Source organism: Salinibacterium sp. M195 (assembly GCF_019443965.1).
Classification (GTDB): Bacteria; Actinomycetota; Actinomycetes; order Actinomycetales; family Microbacteriaceae; genus Rhodoglobus.
The window spans coordinates 1,607,942-1,624,094 of sequence record NZ_CP040814.1; the positions used below are offsets into that span (position 1 = coordinate 1,607,942).

Below are 16,153 nucleotides of genomic sequence, written 5' to 3' on the forward strand. Positions count from 1 at the left end.
GGGCGGGTAGCTGCGCGCTTACTCTTCAAACGTGTTGACCATGGCGTGCGCGGCACGGTCGAGATATGCCCAGATTTCGGCGTCGTAGAGCGGTGGCAATTCGAGAGTGTCGAGAGCGTTGCGCATGTGGTGCAACCAACGGTCGCGAGCATCCGGATTCACCTTGAACGGCATGTGGCGCATGCGCAAGCGGGGGTGTCCGCGTTCCTGGCTGTACGTGTTCGGACCGCCCCAATACTGTTCCAAGAAACCGGTGAGGCGCTGGATCGCACCCTCGAGATCGGGCTGCTCTGGATACATCGGCAGCAGCACTTCATCGGTGGCGACGCCAACATAGAACTCGCGCACGAGCTTCTCGAACGTGTCGCGACCGCCGATGAGTTCCCACATCGAATCAGCCGGAGCATCCGGGGTCACCGCCGGCTTCGCAATGATGCGAATCTTCGGGCGCTTCGCGGGTTCAGCCACGTTGCCAGCCGCAGTCGCAGTCTCGGCCACGTTCTCGGGCTCAGTCACGCCCGCAGCGTCAGCCACGTTCTCAGGGTCGGTCATTTCTTGGGCTTCTCCTCGCCAAAGTTCACGGGCACCGGGCGCGTGCGGGGCGGTCGTGCACCACGCACACTCGCAGCTCCCTCAAAGCCACTCAACACGATCGAGTTCAATGCGGGAAGCTTGACACCCGCCTCATCCAAATCCTTCTTCAACCGGGCCCGCAGCTCGCGAGCAACATCATCCTTTGTCGCGGATGCCGTCTTCACTACAAGACGAACGACCACCGCTTCATCCGAAATAGATTCAATGCCCCAAATCTCGGGCACCTCCAAGATGCGGGTCGTCCACTTGGGCGTCTTGTAGAGATCAACGGCGGTCTTCAGGATGCGCTCCTGCACGGCATCCACATCGGAGTCATACGGCACAGCAAGGTCAATGATCACGCGCGCCCACCCCTGCGACATGTTGCCCACGCGGGTGATCTCGCCATTGCGCACAAACCACAGGGTTCCGTTCACATCGCGAACCTGTGTGGTGCGGATGTCGACAGACTCCACAACACCCACCGCCGGCCCGAGGTCAACAATGTCGCCAACGCCCAACTGATCCTCGGCCACCATAAAGAGGCCGTTCAGTACGTCCTTGACCACGTTTTGGGCACCAAAACCGAGACCAGCGCCGGTTGCAGCGGTGATAAGGGCAAAGGCGCCGGTGGCGTTGGGGGCGAAAAGATCGAAGAGCAACAGCAGCACGACGATCACGATCGCAACAGTGACGAGGCTGGAGAGAACGCCGCCGAGAGTACGAGTGCGTTGAACAACGCGCACCGCGGCAAGAGGGGAAGTCAGCAGAACTTGGGTGTCATGAATGTTCTCTTTGTGCTTCACGCCGTTCACCACGCGGTCGACGACGCGCTTAATGACGAACAGCAGAATGAAGCGAAGAACCCAAGCGCCGGCAATGATCACGGCACCTTGAAGAAGCGTCGAGCTCTCGTAAAACGCTCGCACCGCGGCCCATAGGCCACCTATCGTGAAATCTTCCATGCTTGGGAGCCTAGCGAGCGACTGCTGAATAGTCGCCGCTAGGCTCCCGCACGACCACCCGAAGGCGGCTGAAAGGGTTTAGGAGTTGTCGCGAGCCTGAACTACCAGTGCACGCTCAACACCTGCAAGGTTCTCCACGATGATGCGGCGCAGGGCCGGCACATCAGGGTTTGCCTCGAGCCAGGCGTTCGTGGCATCCACGAGTCCCTGGTTTGCCAGCGGTGCCGGGTAGAGGCCACGAAGAACCGTCTCGGCAATCGCGTAGCTGCGGTTGTTCCACACATCGTTGATCGCCTCAAAGTACGGAGCCACGAAAGCTTCCAGCACAGCGGGGTCGTTCACGTGGGTGTAGCCCATGGTCACGTTGCGCACGATCGCGTTCGGAGCCTTGTCACTCTTCACGAGCGAGTCGAATGCGGCCTGCTTGCCCGCCTCCGTGGTGATCGTGGCGCGGGCGCGGGCCGCAGCCTGCTGGCCGTTCGCTGTCTTGTCCTTGGCGAGAGCCTCATCCACTTCAGCATCACCGGCAGCACCGTTGAGCACGAGGCCCTCCAGAAGCTCCCAGCTCAGGTCCGTGTCAATTTCGAGACCCTCCAGCGTGGTCGAACCGCTGAGCAGAGCGCGAAGCACGGTGACGTGCTGTTCGGTGGATGCCACATTCGCGAAGTACTTCACGAACTGGAACTGAGCATCCGATCCAGCTTCAGCACTCTGAGCGAGACCCCAGAGCGTGTCGCCGATCTTCTCGATCGTAGCGGCACGACGCTCAGGAGCAACGTACTGCTTAGCAACCAGAACCAGCTGCGCGAGCGTGGTGCGGATGGTGGTCGACTCGGTCTCCGACGCAATGTTGCCGAGAACCAGGGCAACATAATCGCTGGCCGGAGTCTCAGCATCGCGAGCAGCATCCCACGCGGCACCCCACACGATGGCGCGAGCCAGCGGGTCAGTGATGTCCGAGAGGTGCTTCATCGCCACAGCAAGCGAGGAGTCGTCAAGACGAATCTTCGCGTACGCGAGGTCGTCATCGTTGATCAGGATGAGGTCGGGGCGCTTCGTGCCCACAAGCTCAGGAACCTCGGTGCGCTCGCCCTCAACATCGATCTCGACGCGGTGGTGACGAACAAGCTTGCCGTCCTGCAGCGAGTAGTAACCGATAGCCAGACGGTGCGGGCGAATCGTGGGGTAGTCCTCGGCGGCGGTCTGAACGATCGCGAAGCTTTCGACGGTTCCGTCTTCAGCGGTCACAACATCCGGACGCAGCGTGTTCACACCAGCGGTCTCAAGCCACAGCTTGCTCCACTCCATGAGCTCGCGGCCACTGGTCTTCTCCAGCTCAACCAGCAGGTCCTTGAGCTCAGTGTTGCCGAAGGCATGCTTCTTGAAGTACGCGGCAACGCCGGCCATGAACGCTTCGAGACCAACCCAGGCCACGAGCTGCTTGAGAATCGAGCCACCCTTGGCGTAGGTGATGCCGTCGAAGTTGACGAGAACGTCATCGAGGTCATTGATCGAGGCGTAGACGGGGTGAGTCGAAGGAAGCTGGTCCTGCTTGTAAGCCCAGCTCTTCTCCATGGCCTGGAACGTGGTCCACGCTTCGGTCCACTCGGTGGCTTCAGCGGTCGCGATGGTCGATGCCCACTCAGCGAACGACTCGTTCAGCCAGAGGTCATTCCACCACTTCATGGTGACGAGGTCGCCGAACCACATGTGAGCCAGCTCGTGCAAGATCGTGACGACGCGACGTTCCTTGATGGCGTCGGTCACCTTCGAACGGAACACGTAGGTCTCGGTGAACGTGACAGCGCCAGCGTTCTCCATGGCACCCGCGTTGAACTCGGGCACGAACATCTGGTCGTACTTCTCGAAGGGGTACGGGTACTGGAAGTGCTTCTCGAAGAACTCGAAACCCTGCTTGGTCTTCTCGAAAATGTAGTCAGCATCAAGGTGCTCGCTCAGCGACGCACGCGTGAAGATACCGAGCGGGATGACGCGGCCGTCGCTCGAGGTGAGCTCGTCGCGAACCTCGGCATACGGGCCAGCCACGATCGCGGTGATGTAGCTCGACATGATCTGAGTGGGTGGAAATTCCCACGTGGCGTTCTCGCCATCCACGACAGGCTCTGGGGTTGGTGAGTTGCTGATCATGGCCCAGCGTGCCGGTGCGGTCACCGTGAACTGGAACGTCGCCTTGAGGTCAGGCTGCTCGAACACAGCGAAAACGCGACGCGAATCCGGCACCTCGAACTGCGAGTAGAGGTAGACCTCTTCGTCAACAGGGTCAACGAAGCGGTGCAGACCCTCACCGGTGTTGGTGTATTCGGCATCCGCCACAACCTCAAGAACGTTGTTCTCGGCGAGGTTGTCGAGCTGGATGCGCACACCATCGTTCACGGCAGCAACATCGAGAGCGGTGCCATTGAGCGTGACCGAATCCACCGTGCGGGTGATCGAATCAATGAACGTGGATGCGCCAGCAGTGGCGGTGAAGCGAACAGTCGTGCTGCTCTTAAACGTCTCAGGCCCCGTCGTGAGGTCAAGGGCAATCTCGTAGCTGTCAACGTTGACAATCGCTTTGCGTTCTTGCGCTTCAACTCGGGTGAGGTTCTCTCCGGGCACGTACAACTCCTTCGTTTTGGGGCGGTTTGTGGCCGCACCCAACTAGCTTATGCCGCGTCTCCTCAATGTCAGCCCTACCACTCGAATGCGACCGTAGACTGGACGAATGCGCATCCATATTGCCACCGATCATGCCGGCCTCGAGTTCAGTGCCACCCTGCAGCAGCACCTCACGGATGCCGGTCACGAAGTGATCGATCACGGTCCTGCTCAGTATGATGCGCTCGACGATTACCCCGGGTTCTGCATCGCCGCCGCCCGTGGTGTTGCTGCCGACCAGACCGCTGATGTTGACGCGCTTGGTGTTGTGTTCGGTGGGTCGGGAAACGGTGAGCAGATTGCCGCAAACAAGGTGAAGGGCATCCGTGCCGCCCTCGTCTGGAACGACTCGACTGCCGCCTTGGCGCGCCAACACAACGACGCCAACGTCATCTCTATTGGCGCCCGCCAGCACACCGTCGACGAGGCCACGCGCTTCATCGACCTCTTCATTGCCGAGCCCTTCTCGGGCGACGAGCGTCACGCCCGCCGCATTGCTCAGCTCGCCGAGTACGAGACGACAGGCGCCATCGCAGCGCACCCCTTCGACAACTAATGCCTGAGGGGCATTCCGTACATCGCATCGCGCGCCAGTTCGCGCTGCACTTCGTCGGCAAGACAGTCGCCGTGTCGTCTCCGCAAGGCCGCTTTGCTGCGGGAGCCGAACGCATCGATGGACTTCGGATGCTCAGTGCCAAAGCCGTCGGCAAGCAGATGTTCCTCGAATTCGAGCACGACCGCTGGCTGCGCGTGCACCTCGGGCTCTACGGAGCCTGGGATTTCGCCGGCAACTTCACCGCCGACGCGACCACGGCATCCGCTGCTGGGCGCATGGGGCAGACGAACCAGCACGGCACTGTCGTTGATGGTTCGGCTGATGATGGTGCGGATGCCGCGGGCGTTGCTGAACTGAGCAGCGCTGCGGCGGGGGCGGGCAACTCTGTGGTGGGGGAGCACGAGGACTCGCTCGCGAGCATCGGTGCCCCGCGACGCACCCGCTTGCGGATGTCGGAGCAAGAGAAAGCGACCGACACCGTTTCTGACTTTCCGCCCGAGCCCATCGGTGCCGTACGCGTTCGCCTACTGACCGACATGACGTGCGCTGACCTTCGCGGACCAACGGCCTGCGAAGTCTTGAATCCCGACGAAGTGCAAGTTGCTCTCAACAAGCTCGGGCCCGATCCTCTAGTCGACGACAACGGCGAAGCGGAAGAACGCTTTGTCGCTACCGTGCGAAAAAAGCAGACCGCTATTGGCCTGCTGCTCATGGATCAGTCCGTCGTCAGCGGCATCGGCAACGTCTACCGGGCCGAGATTTTGTTCCGCGCCCGCCTCGACCCGCACACTCCGGGCAAACTCATTCCCGAAGAACTCGTTCGCGAACTGTGGCGGGATTGGGCAACGCTGCTCGAAATCGGTGTGCGAACCGGGCAGATGATGACCATGGAAGGTCTCACTGGCGACGACTACACAGCGGCGCTCGCCAACCGCGCCGACCGCCACTGGGTGTATCACCGCGAAGGACTCCCGTGCCGCGTGTGTGGCACCAACATCGCGATGGAACTTGCTTCGGCGCGCAAACTCTATTGGTGCCCCAGCTGCCAAGCACCGCTAGGAGGCTGACATGCGTCACACCCCGACCTACGTCATCACTGACCCGGCCGAAGTGCGCCGTCTCATCGGCGAGCACCCGTGGGCCACAATCGTCTCACCGGCCTCGAGCGGCATGGTTGCCTCGCACTACCCGGTGATGCTCGAAAACCGCGATGACCAGATCAGTCTCGTCACGCATTTTGGGCGACCGGATGACCAACTGCACGAACTCGGTCAGCACGAGGTTCTCGTCATTATCCAAGGACCGCACGGCTACATTTCGTCGAGCTGGTATCCCGAAGGCGACAACATTCCCACCTGGAACCACGCCACCGCGCACCTCTACGGCACCCCCGAAATCCTGAGCGACGAAGAGAATTTTCGCGTGCTCAGTGAACTCGTCGATCACTTCGAACACCACGTTGAGCATCCGGTATCGCTCAGTGATGACGAAGCCGGCGCTCGCCGCGCCGCCAAGGGAACCGTCGGGCTTCGCATCGTGATCGACCGCTTCGATGCCCGCCTGAAGATGAGTCAAAACAAGAAACCTGCCGTGCGGGAGCAGATTGTGCACGAACTCAGCGCGAATGGCACGTACAGTAGCCCAGAACTGGCCGCAGAAATGACAAGGGCACGACCGAGTGAAACTGACTAACGCCCGCATCGTCGGAGACGATGCTTCCGTTCTGGTCGACGTAACCCTCTCTGAGGGGCGCATCGTCGCCATTGAGCCGCACACCGCTTCGGATGCTGCCGCCGAGACCGCACGTGACCAGACCGCACGCAACGAAGCTTCCAGCCCCGAGGTCGTCGACCTCGATGGCCGCTGGATCATGCCCGGCCTGTGGGATCAGCACGTGCACTCGAGCATGTGGGCCCAACAGGCACAACGACTCGACCTGAGCCACACCACGTCAGCGACCGAAGTCGCGGTGACTCTCGCCACCTCGGTTCTTCCTCACACAGACGGCATCATCGTTGGCCAAGGATTCCGGGACGCGCTCTGGCCAGACCAGCCCACCCGCGCGCTGCTCGACTCGGCCGTTTCTGAAATCGCCGTCGTGCTCGTCAGCGGAGACCTGCACTCCTGCTGGCTCAATAGCCTCGCCCTCGAACGCTTCGGATTCTACGATCATCCGACCGGTTTCTTGCGCGAGGAAGAAGCCTTTGCTGTCGGCAGTGCGCTCAGTCGAGTCGAGCCCGACATTCTCGATGGCTGGATTCACGAGAGCGCCCAAGAGGCAGCCTCGCGCGGCATCGTCGGCATCGTCGATCTCGAAATGACCTGGGAATTCGACAACTGGCACCGGCGCATGCTCGAAGGCTTCGACCTGTTCCGGGTGCGCGTTGGGGTCTACCCGCGCTTTCTGGAACGAGCAATCTCCGAAGGTCTCGCGACCGGGCAACAGCTTGCGCCGCTGCTCGAAGTTGGGCCGTTCAAGGTCATCACCGATGGCTCGCTCAACACGAGAACCGCCTATTGCATGGAGTCCTACCCGGGAGACGGCGAGAACCGGGGAATGCTGAACATTCCACCAGACGAACTCATCGATTGGATTCGTACCGCCAGTGACGCCGGCCTGTCACCAGCCGTGCACGCCATCGGCGACGACGCCAACCGACTCGCCCTCGATGCTTTCGAAGCAGTCGGATGCCGTGGCCGCATCGAGCACGCCCAGTTGCTTTCCCCAGAAGACATCCCTCGCTTCGCCGCTCTCGGAATTGCCGCAAGCGTGCAACCCGAACACGCCATGGATGACCGTGACGTAGCGGACGCCTACTGGGCGGGACGCACGCACCGCACGATCGCACTGCGAACGTTGCTCGACGCTGGCGCCGAACTGCTGATGGGCTCTGACGCTCCCGTTGCTCCGCTCGACCCGTGGGCAACCATTGCCTCGGCCGTGAGCCGCAGCCGCGATGGGCGCGAGCCGTGGCATCCGGAACAGTGCATCACTATCGACGAAGCATTACGGGCCTCAACTCAGTCAACGATCGCCATCGGTGAGGTTGCCGACATTGTCGTGACGCGAAAAAACCCGCTCGACTGCAGCGGTGAAGAACTGCGGGCGATGCGGGTTGATGCGACGATTCTTGATGGTCGCTTCACTCACAACGAGTTGTAAAAACAACACGTCGGGAGCGCCGCGACCACCAGAAAAGTTACTTGGTGGCGAGGTGAGCGAAGAGGAACCAGCGGTCCTTCTCAAGCCCACGGGCGATCTCAATCGCGACGTCTTCGCTGACCTTGTCGAGCTCACCGAGCTCATCGACGGCGGTGCGCACGGTGACGAGCGTGGCATCGATCGCGGCGATGACCTGAGCAATGACCTCGTCAGACTGCTGAAAACCAGCAGTCATGCTCGGGGTCGTTGCCTTGGCACCGACAGTCTGCGTGCGGGCGTCAATCGGGAGTCCGAGAGCGACAACACGCTCAGCGGCGGTGTCTGCCCATTCGCGGGCATGGTCGACGATCACGTCGAGGAGTTCGTGAACTGCCTGAAAGTTGACGCCACGAACGTGCCAGTGGGCCTGCTTGCCATCAATCGACAGTGCGGTGAGGTCGGTGACTACGGGGCCTAGGAACTGGGCAACACCCGAGGTGACGTCAGGGTCTGCTGAGGTCTGTGGAACTGCTTTAATCTCGGTCATTTGTGCTCCTTCGTTGTTCTTCAGATACAACGTTACGACTGTTGAAAAATTTCACAAGCAAGCTGAGGCAACACTTACCAGCCTCACCTGGTTCGTACGGGGGCTAACCCCACTGCCGGTTTGTGAGTATCCACGCTGGGGAGCGCTGGCAGATTTCGGGATGCTCATTGAGGCAAACATTCGCCCCGTGATGCGCAAGACTAAAGCGAGAGACTTATGACGACACAGACCACAGCAAAAGCCCGCAACCCTTACTGGCAGTTGTGGCGCAGCACGCCAAAAGAAGTGCTGTACCTGATGCTGGGGTTCCCGATCGCGATGACCGGGTTTGGCGTGGCCATCTCGCTGGTCGCCAGCGGCATCGGCACCCTCGCCGTATTCCTCATCGGTTTCTTCGTGATGATTCTTGCGCTCTACGTTGGCCGCGGCTTCGGCCTCGTGCACGTCAATCTTTTGGAATGGTCTGGGCGTAAGAAACTTGAGCGCCCCGACTGGCAAGACGATCGTGCCGCAACCGGATTCGGCGGGTGGCTGACCGCAACGTTGGGCAACGCGCACTACTGGCTCTATCTGCTGCACACCACCGTCTTGGGGTTCATTCTCACGATTATCACGTGGACCATCTCCCTCGTCTGGCTCAGCGTCGGGCTCATCGGGCTTTCGTCGTGGTTCATCCGCAGCCAAGTCGATGGTGAGAACTCGGATTGGTCGCTCGGCGAATGGTTCTTCGGGCTCATCGGGTTCAACACCGAGGGCTGGAATCTCGAAGTGGCCGACAACATCGTCGCCTTCGCCGTCGGACTCATCTTCATCGCGACCTTGCCATTCGTCACTCGTGGCCTTGTCTTGACTCATTGGTGGCTCGCTCGCGGAACCCTCACGGCCTTCAAATCAGACGGATTGCGCCGCGAAGTGCAGTCTCTCGAAGAGTCGCGGGGCGCTGCGCTCTCTGCCGAGGGGCACTCACTTCGCCGTCTTGAGCGGGACATTCATGATGGTCCGCAGCAGCGGCTGGTGCGATTGCAAATGGATCTTGCGGCAGCCGAACGCCAACTCGATACCAACCCAGAGCAGGCACGAAGTCTCTTGAGCGAGGCTCAGGGGCACGCATCCGAGGCTCTCGAAGAATTGCGGGCGCTTTCTCGTGGATTCGCGCCGCCCCTGCTCTTGGATCGCGGACTTGTCGCCGCCATCGAATCGGTCTCATCGCGAGCCGCAGTACCGACCACCCTGACGGCACAGCTGCCCGATGGCGTTCACCTGCCAAGCGAAGTTGAGCGCGCGTCGTACTTCGTTGTCGCCGAACTGGTGACAAATGTTGCAAAGCATTCCGGTGCCACGAATGCGGAGGTGGTCCTGAGTATCGAAACTGTGACCGAACGCGACTGGCTCTCTGTGCAGGTGCGCGATAACGGAACTGGCGGCGCAATTGTGGCGGCTGAACACGGGCTCGCGGGGATCGAAGAGCGCGTGCGCGGTGTTGGCGGCCGTTTCGAGATCGAAAGCCCGGCCGGCGGACCGACCACTGTCACCGCACTGCTTCCCCTGCCCAAGCAAGTGACGGAACGAGCACCGATTGCCCTCTAGTCTTGACCGCATGAGCCCTTTACGTGTTGCGGTTGCCGATGATTCGGTGCTGCTGCGTGAAGGGCTTGTGCGTGTGCTTATCGAGGCAGGATTCGATGTTGTCGGTGCATTCGGCGACGCGGATGAACTGCTCGCCAAGCTCGATGACTGTTCACCCGATCTGGTTGTGCTCGATGTGCGCATGCCGCCCACGTTCCGCGATGAGGGCGTGCGCGCGGCGATTCGTCTGCGCGAATTGCGACCGCATATCGGCATCCTGCTGTTATCGCAGTATGTCGAGGTTGTGTACGCCCAAGAACTACTCTCGTCCGGTCGTGGCGGTGTCGGCTACCTGCTGAAGGATCGCGTTGCTTCGCTCGATGAGCTTCGGGATGCCGTTGAGAGGATTTCTGCCGGCAGCACGGTGCTCGATCCTGAGGTCGTGGCGCAGTTGGTTGGCCGCCGCCAAGATCCGTTGATGTCGTTGACTCCGCGCGAGCATGAGGTGATGACTCTCGTGGCCGAAGGGCGCACGAATGCGGCCATCGCGAAACAGCTGGTGATCGGTGTCGGCGCTGTGGAAAAGAACGTGACGTCGATCTTTCAGAAACTCAATCTCGAGGATTCTGGGAGCGATCATCGTCGTGTTCTCGCCGTACTGACCTGGTTGCAGCGCTAACCTCCGAGGACACCGCTGCCGCGCGTTGACCTGGCTGCGCGTCGCGCGCTAGCGCAGTGAGCTGATCTTCGTGTTGAGCGACTTGAAGTCGCGGATGCGGCGCTCGAGGGTGATTCCCAAGAACAGCACAATGGCGCCACCGACAACCGCCCACATCCACCAGTCTGTGAGCTGATAGAAGCTGACAATCGCGGGGGCGAAGGTGTGCGCGGCGTGAATGAGCACCACGGCGCTGGCGATGAGCAGTGGGGCAGCGAGTTTGCGCCAGGCTCCGACGATGATCAGCAGCACGCCGACAATACCGAGGGCGACGATGCGCCACAGCGTGTGCACGCTAGCGACGTCAGTAAAGGTCAACACGAGGCTCGGAACGAGCGTGATCACGATTCCGGGGGCGAGCCACTGCCAGCTTCGAGCATCTGGGTCTCGGGCCAATCGCAGGGCGCCATGAGCGATGAGTGCAGCGCCTAACAGCACGGTGACCCATTCGATCGGGGTGATGAGGGAAGCGACCAACGCGATAGCGCCGTGTGCGGCAGCCTGCCCGAACGCCAAATAGCTGACCCGGCGGGTGAGTGGTGGCGTCGAAGCGCTGACGCTGACGACGAGCAGCACTGCGCCGAGAGCCACGAGCGCAATAACTCTGATGTCGTTGGCGGTGGATCCGCTTCCCGTGTGAAGAGCGATGGCCGTTTCGAGGGCGTAAAGCACAACGAGCGCAGTGCCGAGCAGCGCTTCGCTTGTGACCTTCCAGCGCGTGTCTGCTGCCGTCGCAGCGAACCGTGAGACGACAAGTCCTACGCTGGCGAGCGCCAGCAGGGCGACTGCTCCGAGGATCCATCCATCGGTTTCGAGAGAAGCGCCACGCTCGCTGTAGATCGCGTAGAGCGTGCGCGCTGTCGTCGCGACGATTAGCCCCGTGGCGGATGCCGCGATCGCCGCACCCCAAAGTGCGAGGAGTTGTGGCCGCGGTCTGACGAACGCGGCGAGGAGAAGGAGGGCACCGCTAAATCCGGTGATGGCTATCGCCCGGCTCCCTGATTCCGCTGCGACATCGATCGAGAGCGGAACAATCCCGATCAGAAGCCCGACGAATGCGATGTACGGAGTTGATGTGAGGCGATGCTCCCGCAATTCGGCGCGGGCGGTGAGCGCGGCGATGGCGAGGATCAATGCGGCGAGGGGGAGCACATAGGCCTCGAGCGCATCGACCTGTGACTCGCCGAGTCGAATCCACAAGGCCCAGGTGGCAAACGCCACTGCCGCCCACAGTATGTGGCGGCGCGGTGATGCTGAGCCGAAGATGCCGTCGCTCGAAATCGACGAAAGCAAGAGAACTATCGCGACGAGTAGGGCGATCAACCAGTGACTTAACTGTGGTTGCAGAATCGCGCTGACGGTGGTGACCCCGGCGACGGCGAGTGCGCTGAGCTCGCTGGCGCGTCGCAGGTGAGCGTGCTGTTCGCGCACCCGGAGCGTCATGCTCAACGTGCCGATCACGACTGCTGCGGTGGCAGGCGCAAGTTCAATGGCGGTGTTGTTGAGGCCAAGGATTCTGCTGACACTATCGAGTGCCCACGCCGTTGACGGCGCGAGAACGAGAGCGGCGGCGATTCGTTCGACCACGTGCGTTGTTGCGCCTCTCGCGAGCATCGTCAGGCCGAGAACGGCAAGGAGCACCGCCGAAACGATCAGGCTGATGACGGGAAGCGGCAGCAGGAGCTCGGGGAACGAGGAAGGCGTGGCGTTCGCGCTCGCGATCCACAGGGTCGTCGCGGCTGGAGCGACGATGGCGAATCCGAGCCACCACAACACGCGACGTTCTCGATCATGAACGTCGCGAGCTTTCGACCAGAGCGAACGCGCGAACAGCCCAATAGCCAAGATCGAGACGGCAAACCACCACTCGTAGGGGTGAAGGACGAGTGCTTCCTGCGCAGAGAGAGTTGCCAAGAACGCGAGGGCCAACGCGATGTAGCTGAGTTTAGGGGTGAGGGGGAAGGGTGTCGCTCGCCGGCTCAGGACGAGCAGCGCCGCCGCCAAGAGAACGAGGGAATAGATGCGGATATCGCTCGCGATAGCGATTGTGTTGTCACTGCTGCGCACTATGACTGTCTCGATCACGAAGAGTTGAACGATGCCGGCACCAAGCAGCACTTCGCTCGTGACGCGCCAGCGAGTGGCTTCGGTCGCAGCGGAGAACCCTGAGTTGATGAGTCCGAAGCTTGCTAAGGCGAGTACGGCAACGCTGCCAAGCACCCAATAATCGATGCCGGGCGGGATGCCGGGGGAGTTCGTGATTGCGGTGAGAGCGCGAGATGAGGTGGCAAGGACCAACCCGCTTGCTGCCGCAATGGTCGCGACGCCCCAGAAGTCAACGAGCCGCGGGCGTGGAGTAACAAACGCGGCAGCGAGCAGCAACGCTCCGCACAATCCGGCCATCACCAGCGTGCGAAGTTCTGTGCCACTTGCCGCGTTCAGGGAGAGCGGCACGATCGCGATGAGGAGGCCAACGAGAGAAATGTATGGTGCCGATCGCAGGCTGGATTCGCGCAACTCGGCCCGCGCGATAAAGACGGAGATCGCGAGAACTACGGCGGCGATCGGCAGCACATAGGCCTCGAGCGCATCGACGCGCGACTGATCCAGCCGCAGCCAGAGAGCCCAGCTTGCGAACGCGACTGCCAACCAGATCGCGTGGCGGCGAAGAGATCGTGAGCCAAATATTCCGTCGGCTGAGATTGACGCGAGAAGGATGGTGATTGCCACCAGAAGGGCAATCAGCCAGTGACTCGCTTGCGGCTGAAGGATCGCAGAAGCTGTGGTCACGCCGGCAACAGTGAGTGCGCTGAGCTCGCTGACCAATCGCACGCGCGGATGGTGCTCTCGCACGCGCAACGTCATGCTCAGGATGCCGATGAGGACGGATGCTGTGGCTGGCGCCAGTTCAATCGCAATGACGTTGAGTCCCAGCGTTCTGCTCGCGCTGTCGAGTGCCCACACTGTGGCCGGTGCGAGCACGATTGCGGCGGCAATGCGCTGCGCTGTGTGAACGGTGGCATCGCGACCCAGCATGGTGAGGCAGAGCGCTGCGACAACCACGATGGCCACGATCAGGCTGATCAGATGAAGGGGGAGGGCGAGTGGTGCGCTGCTGAAGGGAGCGCCGCTGACCGCAGCGATCCACAGAATCGTTCCCGCAATGACGGTAATGCTGAAGCCCATCCACCACAGCAGCCGTCGTTCGTGATCGTCCACATCGCGGGGACGAGACCATAGCGAACGGGCAAAGAGTAGCGCTGCCACTATCGATACGGTGAGCCATGATTCAAGAGGGTTGAGCTGGCTGCCACCGAGGTCAAACTGCAGCTGCTCACCGATGCCGGCTGCAGCCAAGACGAAAACGAACGCCGAGAAACCGAGAATTGCCACCCGGACCGCCGCGACATCCACAAGATGCCTGCCGATGAAAAGAAGAATTGCCGTAACGATGCTCGTGAACAGCCACGTCTCGTAACTTGACCAGCTCGAGCTATAAGCGAGCACTAGGGCGAGGAGACCGGCGGCGGCAACCGTGTAGTGAGTTCGGCGCGCGCCGCGCCGGTAACGGTCGACTGCAATGACGGTGAGAGTGATTGCCGCAATTGCGAGCCAGGTCACTACCGCCCCAATAATTGATCCGGCGAGGGGAGCACCAAGTGCTAACGCAACACCGCTGCTTGCCAGCACGAGATGGATGCGGTTTCGGAGCTGACCAGTCGCCAACCATGCCAGTGACATCGCGAGAGGAATGCTGAGGAGGGCAAGTTGCGCCCAGCCGTTGTTCGTCACCTCAAAGGGAAGGTTGCCGGGAGTGAGCAATCGGAAGCGTTGCTGATCGACGAACTCGAGAGCGGTAACAAGGGAGGTGGCGAACGGGGAAATCGTGGCAACGGCGGCGACCGACCAGGCACCGATCGATCCCCACAAAGTAGCGGAGCGCGAGGCGCTTCCCAAGTTTCGACCGCTCGATTCGGCGAGCAGCGCGAAAACTGCCAGCATTGCGACGACAGCTAAGACGAGCCACGAAGCAGGCCGGCCATCGATGCTCACCGTGACGGCGTCAGAAATAACGGCGTCAGAGATGAGGATCCACAGTGCCGACGCGACCAGAATGCCCGCCGCTGTGGCGAAAGTGTTGCGCAGGAACGCCGGCAAGTGGGCGCGGTGCGCGACAACGCTGTGAACGGCTCCGATGAGACCGATCGCGAGTAACCAGCCGCCGACCTCGGAATCGCTGAACGCCAGCTGGTTCCAGAGTGCGTTAGTGAATCCGACGATGATGGCAAGCAGCGCGTAAACCACGGTGACAATGCGTTCAAGAATCGCGCGGTAGCTGTCGTGAGCCGCTGTCACGTGAATAAGGGATGCCGCAGCGAGAGCAGCCATCGCGGCCAGAGTGCTCACTTCGGAGTCATAGTTGGATGCTATTCCGGCGACAAGCAGGGCCACCGCGGGCGGGAATGCGAGATACCCAAAAATATTGACCAACCTGAGCCCGGTCACGCGATGCCACATCATGAACCCGAGTGCGGACGCCATCAGTGCGCCACCCCAGTACATGCGGCCCGCACTGTCGCCGAGCACGAGCAATTCATTGGCCCGCACGGCATAAATGTCGAGAAGGATGAGAACTACGGCGAGCGATGACAGAGCTTCAGCAGTCGCCGTGAGCCCACGTTTCTTGACGTAGGTCGCCCCCACGATGCTTGCAATAGTGATCGTTGCGATGATCACTGATCGCCAGATCAGACCGAAGCTGATGAACGCATAAATGAGGAAGAAGATCGCTCCGACAGAAAGCAGTGACACCCCCACGATGAGGAGGATTACTTGCACGCCGTAATGCGAGCGAGTAGCAGCAATGGCAGGGAGGCCCGATGCATAGTCGCGTACGACGGGTTCCGCCTCGGCGCGCTCAGATGCCACGGATGCAAGGGGCACAGTCGCGGGGAACAAGGGCGCTGGTGAGGTTGGTTCCGCCGCCAATGGCGCTTGTGGCGCGGGTTCGGTGACCATAAAATTCTCGGACGCCGAGGCAGCGACTTGGGCAGAACGTTCGCGTTCACGCTCTTGAGCTGCCGCTGCCGCTGCGTCTGCGACGGCTTGCCGCGCTGCGACGAGATCGGTCGCGGCTTGGCTGTGGGCTGCGGCGGTTTCGAAGCGGATCTTACCGATCAGTTCGAGTCGAGCATCCAACGCACTGACGGCGTTGAGGGATGCCTCGCGGAGTTGCACCGCGTCAGGGTGATTCAGGTCGAGCTGGCAGTTCGGGCACACCAGCGAGCTGGGAATCGACACAAAGCACGCCGGGCACCGGGATGGGTCAGTGAGGTCTCTGGGCTCGCGCGGAAAAAGAACGTGCCCTACATGTTCGAGAAACGAACGCGGTGAACTCACCATCTACTCTGGGTTCCTTTCGGGAGGA

At 61.3% G+C, this 16,153-nt stretch carries 11 protein-coding genes; 6 read left to right on the forward strand and 5 right to left on the reverse strand.

Annotated features, from left to right (window positions below):
• Window positions 1-18: 18 nt before the first annotated feature.
• The 3 genes from FFT87_RS07735 to pepN all read right to left on the reverse strand — a co-directional run bounded on the left by FFT87_RS07735 (window position 19) and on the right by pepN (window position 4,157).
• Window positions 19-390, reverse strand: coding sequence for a globin (locus tag FFT87_RS07735; RefSeq protein WP_040800259.1), 372 nt, complete (start codon window positions 388-390; stop codon window positions 19-21).
• Window positions 391-548: 158 nt separating this feature from the next.
• A complete protein-coding gene (locus tag FFT87_RS07740) occupies window positions 549-1,538 on the reverse strand; it encodes a mechanosensitive ion channel family protein (protein ID WP_100388700.1) in 990 nt (329 codons plus the stop codon).
• A 78-nt stretch (window positions 1,539-1,616) separates the two neighbouring features.
• On the reverse strand, window positions 1,617-4,157 hold the full coding sequence (pepN, locus tag FFT87_RS07745; protein ID WP_219948192.1) for an aminopeptidase N: 2,541 nt from the start codon (window positions 4,155-4,157) through the stop codon (window positions 1,617-1,619).
• Window positions 4,158-4,263: 106 nt separating this feature from the next.
• Between pepN and FFT87_RS07750 the strand changes: the two genes are divergently transcribed.
• From FFT87_RS07750 to FFT87_RS07765, 4 genes are read left to right on the forward strand one after another with little or no spacing between them, the layout of a single operon-like run.
• The gene (locus FFT87_RS07750; protein WP_219948193.1) at window positions 4,264-4,752 is read left to right on the forward strand and encodes a ribose-5-phosphate isomerase; all 489 of its coding nucleotides are present in this window, start codon (window positions 4,264-4,266) and stop codon (window positions 4,750-4,752) included.
• A complete protein-coding gene (locus tag FFT87_RS07755) occupies window positions 4,752-5,819 on the forward strand; it encodes an Fpg/Nei family DNA glycosylase (RefSeq protein ID WP_219948194.1) in 1,068 nt (355 codons plus the stop codon). The genes FFT87_RS07750 and FFT87_RS07755 overlap by 1 nt, the downstream gene beginning before the upstream one ends.
• A 1-nt stretch (window position 5,820) precedes the next feature.
• Complete coding sequence (locus FFT87_RS07760; RefSeq protein ID WP_219948195.1) at window positions 5,821-6,444, forward strand: FMN-binding negative transcriptional regulator; 624 nt, start codon at window positions 5,821-5,823, stop codon at window positions 6,442-6,444.
• Window positions 6,431-7,915 (forward strand): amidohydrolase, encoded by a 1,485-nt coding sequence (locus FFT87_RS07765; RefSeq protein WP_219948196.1) that lies wholly within the window; start codon window positions 6,431-6,433, stop codon window positions 7,913-7,915. The genes FFT87_RS07760 and FFT87_RS07765 overlap by 14 nt, the downstream gene beginning before the upstream one ends.
• 37 nt (window positions 7,916-7,952) lie before the next feature.
• On the opposite strand, the gene FFT87_RS07770 is transcribed toward FFT87_RS07765, so the two are convergent.
• Window positions 7,953-8,441 carry a Dps family protein gene (locus tag FFT87_RS07770; protein ID WP_197105938.1) on the reverse strand — a complete coding sequence of 163 codons (489 nt, stop codon included), beginning with the start codon at window positions 8,439-8,441 and terminating at the stop codon, window positions 7,953-7,955.
• Window positions 8,442-8,657: 216 nt separating this feature from the next.
• On the opposite strand from FFT87_RS07770, the gene FFT87_RS07775 reads away from it, so the two are divergent.
• On the forward strand, window positions 8,658-10,028 hold the full coding sequence (locus FFT87_RS07775; RefSeq protein ID WP_219948197.1) for a sensor histidine kinase: 1,371 nt from the start codon (window positions 8,658-8,660) through the stop codon (window positions 10,026-10,028).
• Window positions 10,029-10,038: 10 nt separating this feature from the next.
• Window positions 10,039-10,686: a response regulator transcription factor gene (locus FFT87_RS07780; protein WP_219948198.1), complete on the forward strand. Its 648-nt coding sequence runs from the start codon at window positions 10,039-10,041 to the stop codon at window positions 10,684-10,686.
• Between the two features lie 48 nt (window positions 10,687-10,734).
• Here the strand turns inward: FFT87_RS07780 and FFT87_RS07785 are convergent, their stop codons facing one another.
• Window positions 10,735-16,026, reverse strand: a complete 5,292-nt coding sequence (locus FFT87_RS07785) for an SCO7613 C-terminal domain-containing membrane protein (protein ID WP_219948199.1) — start codon at window positions 16,024-16,026, stop codon at window positions 10,735-10,737.
• Between the last annotated feature and the right edge of the window lie 127 nt (window positions 16,027-16,153).

What these genes read in the sequence shown, in the direction of transcription:
- FFT87_RS07735 (WP_040800259.1), bottom strand. Translation starts at nt 390, where the DNA reads ATGTGGGAACTCATCGGCGGTCGCGACACGTTCGAGAAGCTCGTGCGC.
- FFT87_RS07740 (WP_100388700.1), bottom strand. Translation starts at nt 1,538, where the DNA reads ATGGAAGATTTCACGATAGGTGGCCTATGGGCCGCGGTGCGAGCGTTT.
- FFT87_RS07750 (WP_219948193.1), top strand. Translation starts at nt 4,264, where the DNA reads ATGCGCATCCATATTGCCACCGATCATGCCGGCCTCGAGTTCAGTGCC.
- FFT87_RS07755 (WP_219948194.1), top strand. Translation starts at nt 4,752, where the DNA reads ATGCCTGAGGGGCATTCCGTACATCGCATCGCGCGCCAGTTCGCGCTG.
- FFT87_RS07760 (WP_219948195.1), top strand. Translation starts at nt 5,821, where the DNA reads ATGCGTCACACCCCGACCTACGTCATCACTGACCCGGCCGAAGTGCGC.
- FFT87_RS07770 (WP_197105938.1), bottom strand. Translation starts at nt 8,441, where the DNA reads ATGACCGAGATTAAAGCAGTTCCACAGACCTCAGCAGACCCTGACGTC.
- FFT87_RS07775 (WP_219948197.1), top strand. Translation starts at nt 8,658, where the DNA reads ATGACGACACAGACCACAGCAAAAGCCCGCAACCCTTACTGGCAGTTG.
- FFT87_RS07780 (WP_219948198.1), top strand. Translation starts at nt 10,039, where the DNA reads ATGAGCCCTTTACGTGTTGCGGTTGCCGATGATTCGGTGCTGCTGCGT.